We start from the raw sequence: 16,089 nt of genomic DNA on the forward strand, positions 1-16,089 counted from the left end.
CAATCAGTATCTGACGCGTTGATGTCCCGTGGCCGGCGGCGCATTGCGTCGCCGGCCGATGGCGGCCACCCCCGTGGACGCTCCCTTGCATGTTCCCAGGTGAACCCATGTCCAGTGTTTCCATTGACGGCGCCCCCGATGCCGGCGAGAACACCCGTTTCATCATCCTGATTAGTTGTGTGGCCACGATCGGTGGCTTCCTGTTCGGCTTCGATAGCGGCGTGATCAATGGCACCGTCGACGGCCTGAAACAGACCTTCCAGTCCACCGCTGCCGAGACCGGCTTCGAGGTCGCCTCGATGCTGCTGGGCTGCGCCATCGGCGCCTTCTTTGCCGGCCGCCTGGCCGACCGCTGGGGCCGCCGCGCGGTCCTGATCATTTCCGCGGCGCTGTTCCTGCTCTCGGCCATCGGGGCCGGCGCCTCGCACAGCTCTGCCTTTTTCATCTTTGCGCGCGTGATGGGCGGCTTTGCGGTGGGCGCGGCCAGCGTCATTTCGCCGGCCTACATCGCCGAGGTCGCCTCGGCGCGCTATCGCGGCCGGCTCGCCACGATGCAGCAGATCGCCATCATCAGCGGACTGTTCTGCGCATTCCTGAGCAACTATCTGCTGGCCAACGCTGCAGGTGCTTCCACCGAGCCGCTCTGGGCCGGGCAGGCCGCATGGCGCTGGATGTTCTGGATGCAGGCGATTCCGTCGCTGCTGTTCCTGTTGCTGCTGCTGGTCATCCCGGAAAGCCCGCGCTATCTGGTGGTCAAGGGTCGCCGCGAGCAGGCGCTGGTGGTGCTCAAGCGCCTGTACGGCAACGCCGCCGCGCAGACCAAGCTGGGCGAGATTTCCGCCTCGATGGCGGCCGACCAGCACAAGCCCAAGTTCTCCGACCTCATCAACAAGGCTACCGGCAAGATCCGCCCCATCGTCTGGATCGGCATTGGCCTGGCGGTGTTCCAGCAACTGGTCGGCATCAACGTGGTGTTCTATTACGGCGCGGTGTTGTGGCAGGCAGTGGGCTTCTCCGAGCAGGATGCGCTGTTGATCAACGTGCTCTCCGGCGGCCTCAGCATCGGCGCCTGCCTGGTCACGGTGATGCTGGTGGACAAGATCGGCCGCAAGCCGCTGCTGTGGATCGGCTCGGCCGGCATGGCCGTCTCGCTGGCCTTGGTGACTTACGCGTTCGCCACCGCCTCGCTGGATCCCAACGGCAAGCTTGCGATGTCCGATGCCATGGGCATGCTCGCGCTGGTGGCCGCCAACGTCTACGTGGTGTTCTTCAACGCCTCGTGGGGCCCGGTGATGTGGGTGATGCTGGGCGAAATGTTCCCCAACCAGATCCGCGGCTCGGGCCTGGCCATTGCCGGTGCCGCGCAGTGGACCTCCAACTTCGCCATCACCGTCAGCTTCCCGATCCTGCTTGGCAGTATCGGTCTGGCCGGTGCCTACGGCATCTACACCGTCGCCGCCTTCATCTCGGTGTTCTTCGTGCTCAAATACGTCTACGAGACCAAGGGCAAGGAGCTGGAGCAGATGGAGGGCTGATGGCCCGGTTGTGCCGATATCGGCATCGAAGACGAAAAAGGCCGCGCATTGCGCGGCCTCTTTCGTTGAATGAGTTAGGTGACGGGCAAAGTTACGACAGCCACCGATTGCACCACTGAAGTGCAAGGACGTTGGCCAGGGATGGCACGAAGGGCGGTTGCGCTGATCACTCTCGCGATCTGTGCGCTTCAGCTATACGCGGTATGGCAAATGGCTTCACACTAGGCAAAATTCGTCGACGAACCAGGGAGTGGTTGTATGGCAGTTGCAAGAGAGCTGGCTGAAGGGCTTCTGCTAAGTCTGGGTTATTGCGTTGTCTATCTGCTTGTCTGGCATCTGTCTGTCGATCAATGGTACCTGCCGGCTGGCTTGAGAGCTGCGTCGCTTTTATTTATGCCATACCGTCGTTGGCCGTTTCTCTTGGTGGGCGATGCCGCCGCAATGCTCTGGTTGCGTGTCCCGATTTTGGAGACAAGGGATTACGCCCCGATGTGGGCATACCTGAGTCCGTTTTTACTCGCGCCTGCGGTCGCCCTGGCTGTCTCGGCAATTCGCCGTCATACACCGGACGTCATTACCCGCAATCGAATTCTTCCCATCATGGCGATTCTCGCTTTGTGGAGCACGCTGTGTGGCATGGCGCTCAATGCCGCGCTCGGTGGCCCCATAGCCAGCTCTCCCCTTGAGATTCTGTTGAGAACCTGGTTGGGTTCGTATCTCGGCATTTTGATGTTCTTGCTGCCGGGTTTGCTTTGGTACCGGCGTGCTGAAGGCTATCTTCGTGACGATTTGGTGCGTGACAGTGCATTTGCCGGATTTGCGATGGCGGCATTGTTTTGCACTGCCAATGTTGTCCCTGAGCCACTGCTGCGACAGGTTTTGATGGTGTCGCTTATTGGGCCGGCAATTGTTGTGACGCTCCGTCATGGCTGGCGGGGAGCCGCGGCTGGCGCATTGCTGGCAAACCTCATTGCGGCCTTGTCTGGGTCCAAGTACGGAATCGCCGCATATGACTCCGAATTGTTCAGTGTTCAGCTACTGATTGCGGTGCTTGCGACGGGACTCTTCGTCCTTGGTTCAAGGTTGGCCTTTGCCTACACGCAGGCAGGGAACCAGGAGCAGGCACAACTGGACGCTTTGCAGTTTGCTCAGGCGGGCTATCTGGCTGCAGAGCGCACCCTCCGCAATCGCGTGGTGGATTATTCCGATATAAACGTTCATATAAATCGATTGCGCAAGGATTGCGTTGCTCAGCTGCGTGAGCGTGGGCATCACGCAGCAGCCATGGAGATGACCAGGGCAGGAGTCATCGAGTCGCGCCTGCTGCATGAATATGTCGCTGGGTTATATCCGCTAGAAATCGAGACGCATGGCGTGTACCAGGCGCTGCGCTCACCCGTGCTGGCACGGTTCTATAACACTGAGATTCATCACGCGCTGCGTGGTCATTGTGGCGATCTATCACTTGGCTTGCAGCTGGCCGCGTATAGGTGCGCGCTCAACGCGTTCGAAATGCTTCCACAAGCCGAGCGGCACCTTGTGCAAGCTCGCACATGGAAAAGTGGTGGTTCACAGGGTATTGTCATCAGGATCTTCGCGGATAGCTCATTGCTGGATCCACTGCAGCGGGACACAACTGAAGCGAGTACTGAATTGCGGACGCGACTAAAAGCGCATGGCGGTATGTTTCGCCGCCGCCATGCGCGAATCCTCAGTCTGCTAGTCGCCGAGCCAGTTTCGATCACTTCGTCCGTGTGACAATCCAGCGCTCTCCAGCGGTGCCCGGGATGAGATGCACCGTGAAATTGTTGGTCTGATAAACCAATTGTGCGAGCGTTGGGACCGTCAACGTCGAGACCGTCACACGACTGACGTCCTTGCCCATCGGCAGCACCCACAGGACCTCGCCTGCGCGACCAACCGCGCCACGCACTACGCCAGTTGCATCGTTAATCTGTAGGTACAGCATGCCCTCGCGTTCAAATTCATAGATCCGCCATGCCGGATCTACCGCTAGATTGGTTGCTTGGGGCACGGACTCGCCCAGGCCCGTGGCAGCCAGCGTGGCAACTGTTCCATCGCCTGGACAGCATGCAATTGCTGATCCGGTGCCCGCCAGTATCGCGACGGCGACGGCACCTAGGGTCTTAAATGCCAGCTTTGCCTTCACTTCCATGACTTCGCCTTCTCCCGTGTACGGGAAACATTCGCCTGCAATTCAGGCACGCCTACGGTACGTGTTTCTCCGTAGCTTCGTAAGTGGCTAAGTCAAAATTCATTGCACTTGCCTTGTGTCAATGTGTTGACACTTGTGTAGGTGTCAGCCCTTCTGAGTTCACCTTCGTAGTTCTTGCTGTCTTCTTATTTGTATATTGTGTGAAATGCCGAGGGCTGACAGGTTGTCATAGATTGGGGTCATTGCTGTTCATTTCGTTGGTGACGCGGTTATGGAAATTTGAAATGTTGGATTTTTACAGTCATATAACTTTGCAGAAAATAGCGGGTTATTCGAATAGTGCGTGACACGCCCGCGTAGAGGTTATTAGGTTGCTATATAAATGCACGACAGTCGCGAGTCGCCTGGGAACAGCGTGGTCATCGTCTGTGCGCAATCGATTCGTCGCAGTGATAAAGACATTTCGGCATGGCGGATGGCCGCGCCTTCCAAGCTTGGGGCGAAAAAATGAACGCAAGAGCGCAGGATGGGAAGAGCTGAGTTGCTTTCGCTGAATTGATGTTACTTTATAACACTTGTCCGTTGCCGCGCAGTCTTGCCTCCCGTGTCCTGCCTCCCCTTGTGTTGGATGTGTTGTCTGGAATCGCGCCGCAGTCGGTGCTGCCGTCCGCTGTGTCGGGTCGATTGCTTGGATTTTGAGGTGCAGGCATGAAGCGCCGTCACCTGCTACAGGGAGGCGCTGCCGCGTTGATGCTTCTGCCGGCGTTGGGGGCTGCACAAGGACTTCCCGTCCTGCGGGGGTGCAGCGTGCAGCAGCAGGGCCAGTCGCTGCGCCTGCGGCTGGAACTGGGCGCGCAGGTTGCCTATCGCAGTTTCCGGTTGACCGATCCCGAGCGGGTTGTCATCGACCTGGCTGGCGTGTCGTCGCAGTCGCCGCGCATCGATCCGATGCCTGCCGGTGCTGCGGTGGCCCGCATACGTAGCGCGCCACATCTGGATGGTCTGCGCGTCGTGATCGACCTCCAGCAACCATGTTCGACCAACATGCACTGGGAAGGTGGCGCGCTAGTGGTGGAGCTTGCTGCCACTGGCAGCGTCGCGTTGTCCACGAGCGACGCCGCTGCAGCGGCAGCGCCGACGGGGCGGACGGAGCCGACCCGCTCACGCCTGCATCCCTACGTGGTCGCCATCGATGCCGGCCACGGCGGCAAGGACCCGGGGGCGGTCAGTGGCGATGCGCGCTACGAAAAACATGTGGCCATGGCGGTGGCCGGGCGGCTGCATCAACGCCTGGCGTCCGATGCGCGCTACCGGCCGACCATGATCCGCAGCGATGACCGCTTCGTGCCGCTGCACGAGCGCGTGTTTATCGCGCATCGCCACAATGCGGACCTGTTCGTCTCCATCCATGCCGATGCCGCACCAACGCGCCAAGCGCGCGGCGCCTCGGTCTTTGCGCTGTCGCAGACCGGCGCCAGCTCCGCGCTGGCGCGCTGGATCGCCGATAGCGAAAACGCTGCCGACGACATGGGCGATACCGCGCGCCGGCTGCGGGTGCCAAGCAATCCGGTGTTGTCGCAGGTGCTGGCCGATCTGTCGCTGAGTGGCACCATCGCCAGCAGCCTGGCATTCGGTACGTTGATGTTGGAGCGCCTGCAGCAGGTGACGCGCCTGCATCAAAACCAGGTGGGGCAGGCCGGTTTTGCGGTGTTGAAGTCGCCGGACATTCCGTCGCTGCTGGTAGAAACCGGCTTCATGAGCAATCGCGACGATTGCAGCCGCCTGTGCAGCGATACGCATCAGGACGAACTCGCGCAGACATTGCATGCGGGAATCGACGACTACTTCGCTGCGTTTCCTGGCCGCGCCTGAGGCGCGGTCGTCACCTTTATCTTCGACGAGACCCCGATGTCCGCTACGCTTCCCGATGTTGCTGTGACTGAACCATCAACGCTGAGCGCGCCCCTGCGATGGGTGGGCATGCAGGACATCGCCATTCCCGTGCAGTTGGAGACCGGTGGCAGCCAGCTTGCCGCGCGCGCCAGCGTGCAGGTCGATCTGCCGCGGGCAGAGCTGAAAGGCATCCACATGTCGCGGCTGTACCGCCTGCTGGATACGCATCTGCAGCAGCTATTGTCGCCGGCCATGCTCTCGCAGTTATTGCAGGCGCTGATCGACAGCCATGCCGATTGCGCGAGCCGCGCCGCTCGGCTGACGCTCAGCTTCGAACTGATGTTACGCACGCCGGCATTGCGCAGTGAGGGACTGAGTGGCTGGCGTGCCTATCCGGTGCACATCGCCGCGCAATGCAGGGCAGGGCGCACCACGATCCAGCTCCAGGTCGAGGTGTTGTACGCCTCCACCTGCCCCTGTTCGGCAGCCTTGTCGCGGCAGCTGCTGAGTGATGCATTCGTTCAGCAACATGCCGGGCGCGATACGCTGCCGCTGCGCGATGTTATTCAATGGCTGCAGGACCACGGTACCTACGCCACGCCGCATAGCCAACGCAGCGTAGCGCAGGTACGCGTCGAGCTGCCCGCCGATGCGCAGCAATTGGCCATCCAGCAACTGGTCGGTCTGTGCGAGCAGGCGTTGGCGACGCCGGTGCAGGCAGCAGTGCGGCGACCCGACGAACAGGCATTTGCGCGCCTGAATGGCGCAAACCTGATGTATGTCGAAGATGCGGCGCGACGCCTGCGCAAGCCGCTGGCAGAGCACTACGCGGCCTTTCATGTAGCGGTACGCCATCTGGAAAGCCTGCATGCCCACGACGCCGTCGCCGAAACCGGCAGCGACGAAGTGGTGCTTGGACCGACAACCACGTGAGCAGACGCGATGCACTGCAAATTCCCAAGGCGGTCGGCACGCATGGTGCATAGACACAACACGTCGACTCACGTCGCTGCGCAGCGAACGCGCACCGCCGAGCGCGCCGCGATGAGGTCCGTTCTTCTCGTGCTGATGTGGCTGATCTGAGCCGCATTCCTGAGATCGACACATCGTCGAACGCTTGCGGTGTGATGCCGGCGAATCTGCATGCGCTTGGCTGCCGCGCAGTGAGAGGCGTGGCCCGTATTGCATCCCGACAAGCGCTGCCGCGTTGGAGGCGTCAGATGGAATCCGGCGCCCTATCGGCGGCAACCAACCTCGACTACTTCCTGGGGCCGGTGGTCCTGCCCAGGCCAGGAGATGAGACCGAGATGGTTGCGGCCTGCCCGATGCCACACAGACCAACGCATGTGCGAGTGCCTGCGCTACAACGCAAAAGCCCCGCATTGCGGGGCTCTGGCGTTTAGCAGTCAGACCGATCGTGGTGCTCCCTAGGGGACTCGAACCCCTGTTTTAGCCTTGAGAGGGCCACGTCCTAACCATTAGACGAAGGGAGCGCTTTTGTCACGTCTTGTGCAGCGCGCTAGTATAGTGAGGTAATAGCCGTTGGGCAATCCTGCAACACAAGACGGAAGCGCCATCATCGAACCCTCAGTTACATCTCCGTTCACGCTGCGCGTCATTCCACGCGACCAGCACACCATCTCGCGCAAGGACATCAGCCCCAACGCGTTACGCGTGTTGTACCGCCTGCGCGAATCGGGCTTTGGTGCCTATCTGGTCGGCGGTGCGGTCCGCGACCTGCTGGTTGGCGGCCACCCGAAGGATTTCGACGTGGCCACCGACGCGACGCCGGAAGAGGTCAAGGCGCTGTTCCGCAACTGTCGCCTGATCGGCCGCCGTTTCCGTCTGGCACATGTGGTGTTCGGTCGCGAAATCATCGAAGTGGCCACCTTCCGCGCCAATGTCGACGATGGCAGCGGCGACCGCGAACTCGATAACGGCCGGCTGGTGCGCGACAACGTCTACGGCACCATCGAGGACGATGCGATCCGCCGCGACTTCACCTGCAATGCCTTGTATTACGCCATCGAGGATTTCTCGGTGCGCGATTACTGCGGCGGCTTCGAAGACGTGCAGGCGCGCCTGATGAAGTTGATCGGCGACCCGCAGTTGCGTTACCAGGAAGACCCGGTGCGCATGCTGCGCGCGGTGCGTCTGGCGGCCAAGTTGAATTTCGACATCGAAGCCGGCACCGCCGAACCCATTCCGCGTCTGGCCGGGCTGCTGTCCGAAGCTGCGCCTGCGCGGTTGTTCGAAGAAATTCTCAAGCTGTTCCTGTCTGGGCACGGTGTGGCCAGCTTCGAAGGTCTGGAGCGTTACGGCCTGCTCAGCGCGTTGTTTCCGGAAAGCGCGGCGGCATTGAAGTCCAACCGCAGTGGCGCGTTGCGCGCCATGGTGCTGGAAGGCCTGCGCAATACCGATGCACGCGTGGCCAACGACGAGCCGGTGTCGCTGGCCTTCCTGTTTGCATTGCTGCTGTGGCCGGCGTTCTGCCGCACCTTGATGGGGCTGCAGGCGCAAGGCGTGCAACCGGAGGATGCGCAGCGCCGCGCGGCCGATCGCGTCACCTTGCATCAGTTGGAGCGCGTCGCGTTGCCGCGCCGTTTCTCGCTGCCGATGCAGGAAATCTGGTTACTGCAGACGCGTTTCTCCTCGCGTCAGCGCAAGCGGGTATTTCGCACCTTGTCGCATCCGCGCTTCCGCGCGGCATTCGATTTCCTGGTGCTGCGTCAGTTCGCATCGGCCGACCACGCCGCCGATGTGGAGTTCTGGCGCGAGGCGCAGAAGTCCTCCGGCCAGGAGCTGGTGGATGCGATCGAATCGGCGCAGGCCGACCACGACAGCGATGAGGGCGCACCGCGCAAGCGTCGCCGACGCCGCCGTCGGACCGGCGCACCGGCCGGCGAGTAGGGCATGCAGACCGCCTTTGTTGGCCTGGGTGCCAACCTGGGCCAGGCCGAGGCCAGCGTGCGCGCGGCCATCGCCGCGCTGGGCGCCGTGCCGCAGACCACGCTGATCGCCGCTTCGCGCTTGTATCGCACGCCGGCCTGGGGCCGCGAAGACCAGCCCGATTTCATCAATGCCGTGGCCCAGCTGCGTACCGAGCTTGCGCCGCTGCCGCTGCTGGAGGCCTTGCTCGGCATCGAACAGGCGTTCGGCCGCGAGCGTCGCGCCGGCGAGCGCTGGGGCCCGCGGACGCTCGACCTGGACCTGCTGCTGTACGCCGACCAGGTGATCGACCTGCCGCAGCTGCAGGTGCCGCATCCGCATCTGCACGCGCGCGCCTTCGCCCTGCTGCCGCTGTCGGAGCTGGCGCCGGAGGCGATCATTCCGGGGCATGGAACAGTGCGGCGCGCCCTGCACGCCATCGATACCTGCGGGCTGGAGCCGATTGGGTAGATAATGGCCGGCTTATCACCCCACGTAATGACTTCATGAGCAGCCACGCCGACAGCAAGCCCTGGACCGTGCCCGCCTTGGCGCAGGCCAAGCGCGAGGGTCGAAAACTGGTCATGTTGACCGCGTACGACGCCGGTTTTGCGCGCACCTTCGACGCCAATGGCGTGGACCTGATCCTGGTCGGCGATTCGCTCGGCATGGTGGTGCAGGGGCACGATTCCACCTTGCCGGTGACCACCGCCGACATGGTCTACCACACGGCCTCGGTGGCCCGTGCGCTCGATCGCGCCTTGCTGGTGGCCGACCTGTCGTTCCAGGCCGACGCCACGCCTGAGCGTGCATTGGACGCCGCCACCCAGCTGCTGCAGGCTGGCGCGGAGATGGTCAAGATCGAAGGCGCCGGGCACAAGCTGGAGGTCATCCGTTACCTGGTCGAGCGCGAGATCCCGGTCTGCTCGCACCTGGGCCTGACCCCGCAATCGGTGCTGCGGTTCGGTGGCTACAAGGTGCAGGGCCGCGGCGAGGCTGGCGAGCAGCTGCGTCGTGGCGCGCAGGCCGTGGTCGACGCCGGTGCGAGCCTGCTGGTGCTGGAATGCGTGCCGACGCCGATCGCCACGCAGATCAGTGCCGACCTCAGCGTGCCCACCATCGGCATCGGTGCCGGCCCCGGTTGCGACGGCCAGGTGCTGGTGATGCACGACATGCTTGGGCTGGACAGTGGCCACCGCCGGCCCAAGTTCGTCAAGGATTTTCTGGCCGAGGGCGGCTCGGTTGCCGGCGCGGTGCGCGCCTATGCACAGGCGGTGCGCGACGGCAGCTTTCCCGATGCAGAGCATGCATACGCCGCATGATCCAGACCCTGACCGATCTTTCCGCACTGCGCGCCCTGGTCAATGGCTGGAAGCGCGAGGGCTTGCGTGTGGCGCTGGTGCCCACCATGGGCAACCTGCACGCCGGGCATTATTCGCTGGTGATGCTGGCGCGCCAGTACGCCGACCGCGTGGTGTCCAGCGTGTTCGTCAACCCGACCCAGTTCGGACCGAATGAAGATTTTGCGCGCTACCCGCGCACGCCCGAGGCCGACCTGCGCGGCCTGGAAGACGCCGGTTGCGATGCGCTGTGGCTGCCGGACGTGGACACCATGTACCCGCTCGGCACCGCGCTGGCCACACCGATCCATGCGCCCGGCGTCAGCGATGTGCTGGAAGGCGAATGCCGGCCCGGGCATTTCGATGGCGTGTGCACCGTGGTGGCGCGATTGTTCAACCAGGTGCAGCCGGACGTGGCCGCCTTCGGCAAGAAGGATTACCAGCAGTTGGCGGTGATCCGGCAGATGGTGGCCGACCTGGCGTTTCCGATCGAAATTTTGGGCGGCAGCATCGTGCGCGAGGCCGATGGCCTGGCGATGAGCTCGCGCAACCAGTATCTGTCGGCGGAAGATCGCCCGATCTCGGGCACGATCCGCAAGGTGCTGCTGCAGATGCGCGACAGCTATGCCGCCGGCACGCCGCGTGCGCAGGTGGAAGATGCGGCCAGCCACACGCTGGAACAGGCCGGTTTCAGGGTCGATTACGCGGTGGTGCGGCTGCCTGACCTCAGCGAGCCGGGCGACAGCCACACCGGCGCGCGCGTGGCCTTGATCGCGGCCCGGTTGGGCAACACGCGCTTGATCGACAACCTGGAATTCTGAGCAGGCCGACGCGCCGTCGGAGCCGTCCGGCAGCGCCAGCGAACCGGGCGCGCGGTTGTGCGTGCTGCGCAGGCCTGAAGCCCTCACCACCGGCCGCAGCGCAAACCGGTGGGGACGGGCGCTTTCCGCTAAAATGCCGGCTTTCCTTTTGTCGTTGCCTTCCGTCCATGCACCTGTCCCTGCTGAAAGCCAAGATCCACCGCGCCACCGTCACCCACTCCGAGCTCAACTACGAAGGCTCGATCGCCATCGACGGCCTGCTGCTGGAAGCGACCGGCATCCGCGAATTCGAACAGGTCCACATCTGGGACGTCACCAACGGTGCGCGTTTCAGCACCTATGCCATCCGCGCCGAAGACGGCAGCGGCATCATGTCGCTCAACGGTGGCGCTGCGCGTCACGTGCAGGTGGGCGATCTGATCATCGTGGCGGCGTTCGCCAGCATGAGCGAAGACGAAGCCAAGACCTTCAAGCCCAATCTGGTATATGTGAACGCGCACAACGCGATCTCCCACACCAACCACAGCATCCCCACGCAGGCCGCATGACACACACCAACGGATTCGACGCGCTTCACGCCCACGCCCAGCGCCTGCGCGGCGCTGCCATCCCCGCATTGCTTGCCGCCGAGCCGCAGCGGCCGACGCAATACGCCAGGCAAGTCGGTCCGTTGTATTTCAACTTCGCGCGGCAGAAGTATGACCGCGCCGCGCTCGATGCGCTGTTCGCCATCGCGCGCGCGCGCGATCTTTCCGGCGCGTTCCAGCGCCTGTTCCGTGGCGAGCAGGTCAATGTCACCGAACAGCGCGCGGCCCTGCATACCGCGTTGCGCGGCGATTTGACCGACGCAGCGGTGGCATCGGAGGCGTATGCCACCGCTGCCGACGTGCGCCAGCGCATGGGCGCGCTGATCCAGCAGCTGGAAGCGACCGAGGTCACCGATATCGTCAGTGTCGGCATCGGTGGATCGGACCTGGGCCCGCGGCTGGTGGCCGATGCCTTGCGTCCGGTGGCCGGAGCGCGCTTGCGCGTGCATTTCGTCTCCAACGTCGATGGTGCGGCGATGCAGCGCACGCTGGCCACGCTGGATCCGGCACGCACCGCCGGCATCCTGATCTCCAAGACCTTCGGCACCCAGGAAACCCTGCTCAACGGCAGCATCCTGCATGCCTGGCTCGGTGGCAGCGAGCGGCTGTACGCGGTCAGTGCCAACCCCGAGCGTGCCGCCAAGGCCTTCGACATCGCACCCGGCCGCGTGCTGCCGATGTGGGACTGGGTGGGCGGGCGCTACTCGCTGTGGTCGGCAGTGGGTTTCCCGATTGCATTGGCCATTGGTTTCGAGCGTTTCGAACAACTGCTGGAAGGCGCCGCGCAGTTCGATGCACATGTGCTCAACACGCCGCTGGAAGAAAACGTTGCGGTGTTGCATGGCCTGACGGCAGTGTGGAACCGCAACCTGCTCGGTAGCGCCACGCACGCGGTGATGACCTACGACCAGCGCCTGGCACTGCTGCCGGCTTACCTGCAGCAGCTGGTGATGGAGAGCCTGGGCAAGCGCGTCAAGCTCGATGGCTCGGCGGTGGACAGCGACACCGTGTCGGTGTGGTGGGGTGGTGCCGGCACCGATGTGCAGCACAGCTTCTTCCAGGCGCTGCATCAGGGCACCAGCGTGGTGCCGGCCGATTTCATCGGCACCGTGCACAACGACGACCCGTACGCGGAAAACCATACTGCGCTGATGGCCAATGTGCTGGCGCAGACCGAGGCGCTGGCCAACGGGCAGGACAGTAGCGACCCGCACCGCAGCTACCCGGGCGGCCGCCCGAGCACGGTGATCCTGCTCGATGCGCTCACCCCGCAGGCGCTGGGCGCGCTGATCTCGATGTACGAGCACAGCGTCTACGTGCAATCGGTGATGTGGGGCATCAATGCGTTCGACCAGTTCGGCGTGGAGCTGGGCAAGCAGCTGGCCAGCCAGTTGCTGCCGGCGCTGAAGGGCGAATCTGCCGATGTGGCCGACCCGGTGACGCGCGAGCTGCTGAACAAGTTGCGCGGCTGAGCATGTGCGCATCGCGCTTGAAAAACCGGGGCCTGCGGGCCCCGTTTTTGTTTTGGACGGCATGATCGACCGGATTGTTTGGACAAAATGGACAAATTTCCTAAATTGGGAATTTGGGAGTAGGCTGATCGCCAGCACTTCGCCCCGGATTTCCCCATGTCGCGCTTCCAGGATCTGCCCGAGCTCGAAAAATCCCCCGCTGCCGACATCAAGGTAAAGGGCTGGCCCAGCCTGATGCGCAAGGTGCGCTCGCACGGGGCAGTGGTGATCACCAACCACAATCATCCCGAAGCGGTGGTGGTGGATGCCGAGGAGTATCGGCGCCTGGTCAATCAGGCCAGTGCGGCGGCCGCAACCTCGGCGCGCGCGCAGTCGCTGCAGGCACTGCAGGCGAAGTTCGACGCGCATCTTGCGGGGGCGACTGAGGGTGCGGGCCTGGCCAAGGCGATCGCCACACCGGCACGCCGCGGCCGCAAGGTCACCCTGGGCCCGTCGCTGTAAGCGATGGGTAATCTTCTGGTGCTGGCCGGCGTCAATGGCGCGGGCAAGAGTTCGTTACTGGGCCGGTTTCTGCAATAGGACGGCGCCACCTGGTTCAACCCGGACGCCTTCACCAGGGACTTGGTGGAACAGGGCTGGGCGCCTGCAGAAGCGAACGCGCAGGCCTGGCAGGAAGGCGTACGGCGGCTGCGCCAGGCCATGGCCGATGGCAGCGATTTCGCCTTCGAAACCACGCTGGGCGCGACCATTCCGCGCCTGCTGCGCGAGGCCTGCGCGCAGCACACGGTCGCGGTCTGGTTTTGCGGGTTGGCGACCGTGGACCTGCATATCGAGCGCGTGGCGGCGCGGGTTGCGGCCGGCGGTCATGCCATTCCCGAGCACAAGATCCGCGAGCGTTACGACGCCTCGCGTGCCAACCTGATTGCCTTGCTGCCTCACCTGGCAGTGCTGCATGTCTACGACAACAGCGCATCGGCCGATGCCGCAGCTCAGGCATCGCCCATACTGGTGCTGGAACTGGACCGCAGCGGCCTGCATTACCCGCAAACGCCGGACGAACTGGCGCAGGTACCCGATTGGGCCAAGCCCATCGTGATGGCAGCGCTGGAGTTGCGGCAGTCCTGAGTCGCTTGCTCAGGCGCTTATGCTTTGATCCGTCTCACCGACGCGGCCAGACACCCATCGACCTTACCCGGAGGAGCGCACCCGGGCGCGACAGTCCATATCGGCAACGCTCCTCCCGCCCAGGTGCGCTGCTACCGGGATGCGACAGCAGCGGGAATGCCCCGCTGCACGTGTCGGCTGTTGCGTCATGCAGCGCCGTACCTGGAAACGGCGACGCTTACGCCTTGCTCAACTGCACTGCCACCGGGTCGCCGGTGAGATAACCCACCGCGCCACCGAAGCGATCCTTGTAGTTGGCGCGGACCAGCGGATCCAGCGTGGCCTTGACGGTGTCGTGCAACGGGCTTTCCCAGTCGCCGGGATGCTGGAAGTTGCTCATGACATAGGTCCAGCCGTGGATCTCGTCGACCGCATGCAGGCCGGTCGATTCGGCGCCCGCCGGCACCGACAGCACGCGCGTCAGCGTGCCGCTGTCCACGTTGTAGGCCCACAGGAAATTGTTGACGTGCAGGCTGCTGTCTTCGCCGATGAACAAGGTGCGCAGCGATTCGGAGAACTTGAGGTTGTCCGGGTTGGCGATCCGTTCCGGGTCGGCCAGGTTGCCCAGCGCGTCGGCCTTGGCCAGGTTGTGGCCGGTGAGGGCGGCCGGGGCGGCCATGTCGATCGGCACCCAATCGCTGTGGATCGGCGCGCCTTGGCTATCGCGCTGGCCGCCGCGCAGGTTCAGGGCATACACCGCGCCAGCTTCCGGACCCTGCACTTTCACATCGCCCGAGCCGTTGAGCATGCTGGTGACGATATAGGACATGGCCATGTAGGCGACCTTGTCGCGCGCGTTGACGGTGGTGCCTTCGAGCTTGGTGAAGCCCAGGCTGCCGCCGGCCAGCGCGGCATAGCGATGGGTTTCCAGATACGTGGCGGCCTTCTCCATGCCGGGCTTGATGCGGATCCAGTTGAAGGTGCCGTTGAACGGAATCTTGGTGAACGAAGCATCGCTCGGGTCGCTCAGGTGCACGTCGAGGATGTCGGCAGCGGTGAGACGGTCGGCCATGGCCTGGATCTCGGCGCTGGTGGCGTGGCCGAGCTTGATCCAGCGCAGCGTGGCCGCGCCCGGTCCGACGCCCGAAGTCTGGTGCCACTTGCCGACATACAAGGTGCCGGCGGAAAGATCCGCCTTGCGGTCGGCAATGAACATGAACAGCCCGCCGTTGGTCGCGTCGTCGCCCATCAGCACGGTGCGTTGGTCGGGCATCACCTGCACCAGCTCGTGCGAGATGCGGCCCAGGCAGTAGTGCTTGCGCACGCTCCCCGTTCCGTCCGGGTGCACGGTGATCTCCGGCAGATGGCCGTAGTGGTACGGGTTGGCTTTCTCCGGGTCGCCGTACAGATGCGTGCTGTAGCTGCGGAACTGGGTGTTGCCGGCCAGCGCGGTGGCATCGGGTTCGTACTCTTCGCTGGACAGGTGGGTATTCCACGGCGACAGGCTGGCGCCGCAGGTGGTCCACAGCCCATGGACCGGTGCGGTGTCGACGTTGTGGTACTTCACCAGCGACAGCTTGCCGGTGGCCGGGTCCTGGTCCAGCGTCAGCACCGCGATCGGCGCAGGCAGGTGACGGTTGGTGTCGTTGCCGGCCTGGTCGCGGGTGGTGTATTCGAACTGCACCACTGCGAACACATGGTTGCCCTTGACGCCTGGCACCTTGGCATTGGGCAGGGTCAATAGCGAGGAGCCGTCCGGGCAATCGGAAAAGAACGGACGCTCGGCACCGGGTTTGGAGCGGTCGATGATCGGGCGATGCTGGATGTCGTAGTACCCGCCCGCCAGCACGGTGCCGCCGTTGCCGTCCGGCACCTGATCGCCGGTAATGAAGAACGGGTGGTAGGCCAGCGCATACCGCTGCGTGCTGCCGTCGCTGCGGGTCACGCTGAGGGCCGAACCGACCGTGGTGGTGGCCATTGCCGCCGGATCGGCCAGGCTCGGCGCCGGCATGCCGTGGAAGGTGGCCGAGACCAGGCGGGTCGGGTTGTCCGACGGCCGCAGCGGGCGCGCGGCCCACGCCGCACCGCCAAGCTGTTGCAGGGCGGCAGCGCTGGCGTTGCCGAGCGGCAATAGGGGGACGGCCGCCAGCAATTGCATCAGGCGACGACGGGAGGGGTCGGGGGAGGGGGACATCGAAACTCCAGGCAAAGGCGACGATCAACGATGGCCGTG

The 16,089-nt window shown here is 63.9% G+C and carries 13 protein-coding genes, 1 tRNA gene and 1 pseudogene; 12 read left to right on the forward strand and 3 right to left on the reverse strand.

Annotation, left to right across the window (positions count from 1 at the left end; translation table 11 throughout):
* Positions 1 to 107 precede the first annotated feature (107 nt).
* Positions 108 to 1,535, forward strand: a complete 1,428-nt coding sequence (locus J7367_RS03595) for a sugar porter family MFS transporter (protein ID WP_033481945.1) — start codon at positions 108 to 110, stop codon at positions 1,533 to 1,535.
* 258 nt (positions 1,536 to 1,793) lie between these two features.
* Positions 1,794 to 3,293, forward strand: a complete 1,500-nt coding sequence (locus J7367_RS03600) for an MASE1 domain-containing protein (protein WP_057659195.1) — start codon at positions 1,794 to 1,796, stop codon at positions 3,291 to 3,293.
* Here J7367_RS03600 and J7367_RS03605 read toward each other — a convergent pair.
* Positions 3,277 to 3,711 carry a hypothetical protein gene (locus J7367_RS03605; RefSeq protein WP_057659196.1) on the reverse strand — a complete coding sequence of 145 codons (435 nt, stop codon included), beginning with the start codon at positions 3,709 to 3,711 and terminating at the stop codon, positions 3,277 to 3,279. The genes J7367_RS03600 and J7367_RS03605 overlap by 17 nt on opposite strands.
* A 708-nt stretch (positions 3,712 to 4,419) precedes the next feature.
* Here J7367_RS03605 and J7367_RS03610 point away from each other — a divergent pair.
* Entirely contained in the window at positions 4,420 to 5,583 is a 1,164-nt protein-coding gene (locus J7367_RS03610) for an N-acetylmuramoyl-L-alanine amidase (protein ID WP_057659198.1), read from the forward strand.
* A gap of 36 nt (positions 5,584 to 5,619) precedes the next feature.
* The gene (gene folE2 / locus J7367_RS03615) at positions 5,620 to 6,537 is read left to right on the forward strand and encodes a GTP cyclohydrolase FolE2 (protein ID WP_057659200.1); all 918 of its coding nucleotides are present in this window, start codon (positions 5,620 to 5,622) and stop codon (positions 6,535 to 6,537) included.
* Positions 6,538 to 7,022: 485 nt separating this feature from the next.
* Here folE2 and J7367_RS03620 read toward each other — a convergent pair.
* A tRNA-Glu gene (locus J7367_RS03620) sits at positions 7,023 to 7,097 on the reverse strand.
* Positions 7,098 to 7,146: 49 nt separating this feature from the next.
* Here J7367_RS03620 and pcnB point away from each other — a divergent pair.
* From pcnB to J7367_RS03660, 8 genes and pseudogenes are all read left to right on the forward strand, one after another.
* Positions 7,147 to 8,514 (forward strand): polynucleotide adenylyltransferase PcnB, encoded by a 1,368-nt coding sequence (gene pcnB, locus J7367_RS03625; protein ID WP_057659202.1) that lies wholly within the window; start codon positions 7,147 to 7,149, stop codon positions 8,512 to 8,514.
* A gap of 3 nt (positions 8,515 to 8,517) precedes the next feature.
* Positions 8,518 to 9,003, forward strand: a complete 486-nt coding sequence (gene folK, locus J7367_RS03630; protein WP_007965767.1) for a 2-amino-4-hydroxy-6-hydroxymethyldihydropteridine diphosphokinase — start codon at positions 8,518 to 8,520, stop codon at positions 9,001 to 9,003.
* 35 nt (positions 9,004 to 9,038) lie between these two features.
* Complete coding sequence (gene panB, locus J7367_RS03635; protein WP_057659208.1) at positions 9,039 to 9,854, forward strand: 3-methyl-2-oxobutanoate hydroxymethyltransferase; 816 nt, start codon at positions 9,039 to 9,041, stop codon at positions 9,852 to 9,854.
* Positions 9,851 to 10,693 carry a pantoate--beta-alanine ligase gene (gene panC / locus J7367_RS03640; protein ID WP_007965764.1) on the forward strand — a complete coding sequence of 281 codons (843 nt, stop codon included), beginning with the start codon at positions 9,851 to 9,853 and terminating at the stop codon, positions 10,691 to 10,693. The genes panB and panC overlap by 4 nt, the downstream gene beginning before the upstream one ends.
* Positions 10,694 to 10,860: 167 nt before the next feature.
* Positions 10,861 to 11,241, forward strand: coding sequence for an aspartate 1-decarboxylase (gene panD, locus J7367_RS03645; RefSeq protein ID WP_003481969.1), 381 nt, complete (start codon positions 10,861 to 10,863; stop codon positions 11,239 to 11,241).
* Positions 11,238 to 12,752, forward strand: coding sequence for a glucose-6-phosphate isomerase (pgi, locus tag J7367_RS03650; RefSeq protein WP_057659210.1), 1,515 nt, complete (start codon positions 11,238 to 11,240; stop codon positions 12,750 to 12,752). Before panD ends, pgi begins: the two co-directional genes overlap by 4 nt.
* 156 nt (positions 12,753 to 12,908) lie before the next feature.
* Positions 12,909 to 13,253 carry a type II toxin-antitoxin system prevent-host-death family antitoxin gene (locus J7367_RS03655; protein WP_007965758.1) on the forward strand — a complete coding sequence of 115 codons (345 nt, stop codon included), beginning with the start codon at positions 12,909 to 12,911 and terminating at the stop codon, positions 13,251 to 13,253.
* Positions 13,254 to 13,256: 3 nt separating this feature from the next.
* Positions 13,257 to 13,877: pseudogene (locus J7367_RS03660) on the forward strand (hypothetical protein).
* 217 nt (positions 13,878 to 14,094) lie between these two features.
* On the opposite strand, the gene J7367_RS03665 reads toward J7367_RS03660, so the two are convergent.
* On the reverse strand, positions 14,095 to 16,050 hold the full coding sequence (locus J7367_RS03665) for an alkaline phosphatase PhoX (RefSeq protein WP_057659212.1): 1,956 nt from the start codon (positions 16,048 to 16,050) through the stop codon (positions 14,095 to 14,097).
* Positions 16,051 to 16,089: the final 39 nt, after the last annotated feature.

Source organism: Xanthomonas sp. D-36-1 (assembly GCF_017746155.1).
Lineage (GTDB): Bacteria > Pseudomonadota > Gammaproteobacteria > Xanthomonadales > Xanthomonadaceae > Xanthomonas > Xanthomonas cissicola.

What these genes read in the sequence shown, in the direction of transcription:
- J7367_RS03595 (WP_033481945.1), top strand. Translation starts at nt 108, where the DNA reads ATGTCCAGTGTTTCCATTGACGGCGCCCCCGATGCCGGCGAGAACACC.
- J7367_RS03600 (WP_057659195.1), top strand. Translation starts at nt 1,794, where the DNA reads ATGGCAGTTGCAAGAGAGCTGGCTGAAGGGCTTCTGCTAAGTCTGGGT.
- J7367_RS03605 (WP_057659196.1), bottom strand. Translation starts at nt 3,711, where the DNA reads ATGGAAGTGAAGGCAAAGCTGGCATTTAAGACCCTAGGTGCCGTCGCC.
- J7367_RS03610 (WP_057659198.1), top strand. Translation starts at nt 4,420, where the DNA reads ATGAAGCGCCGTCACCTGCTACAGGGAGGCGCTGCCGCGTTGATGCTT.
- folE2 (WP_057659200.1), top strand. Translation starts at nt 5,620, where the DNA reads ATGTCCGCTACGCTTCCCGATGTTGCTGTGACTGAACCATCAACGCTG.
- folK (WP_007965767.1), top strand. Translation starts at nt 8,518, where the DNA reads ATGCAGACCGCCTTTGTTGGCCTGGGTGCCAACCTGGGCCAGGCCGAG.
- panB (WP_057659208.1), top strand. Translation starts at nt 9,039, where the DNA reads ATGAGCAGCCACGCCGACAGCAAGCCCTGGACCGTGCCCGCCTTGGCG.
- panC (WP_007965764.1), top strand. Translation starts at nt 9,851, where the DNA reads ATGATCCAGACCCTGACCGATCTTTCCGCACTGCGCGCCCTGGTCAAT.
- panD (WP_003481969.1), top strand. Translation starts at nt 10,861, where the DNA reads ATGCACCTGTCCCTGCTGAAAGCCAAGATCCACCGCGCCACCGTCACC.
- pgi (WP_057659210.1), top strand. Translation starts at nt 11,238, where the DNA reads ATGACACACACCAACGGATTCGACGCGCTTCACGCCCACGCCCAGCGC.
- J7367_RS03655 (WP_007965758.1), top strand. Translation starts at nt 12,909, where the DNA reads ATGTCGCGCTTCCAGGATCTGCCCGAGCTCGAAAAATCCCCCGCTGCC.
- J7367_RS03665 (WP_057659212.1), bottom strand. Translation starts at nt 16,050, where the DNA reads ATGTCCCCCTCCCCCGACCCCTCCCGTCGTCGCCTGATGCAATTGCTG.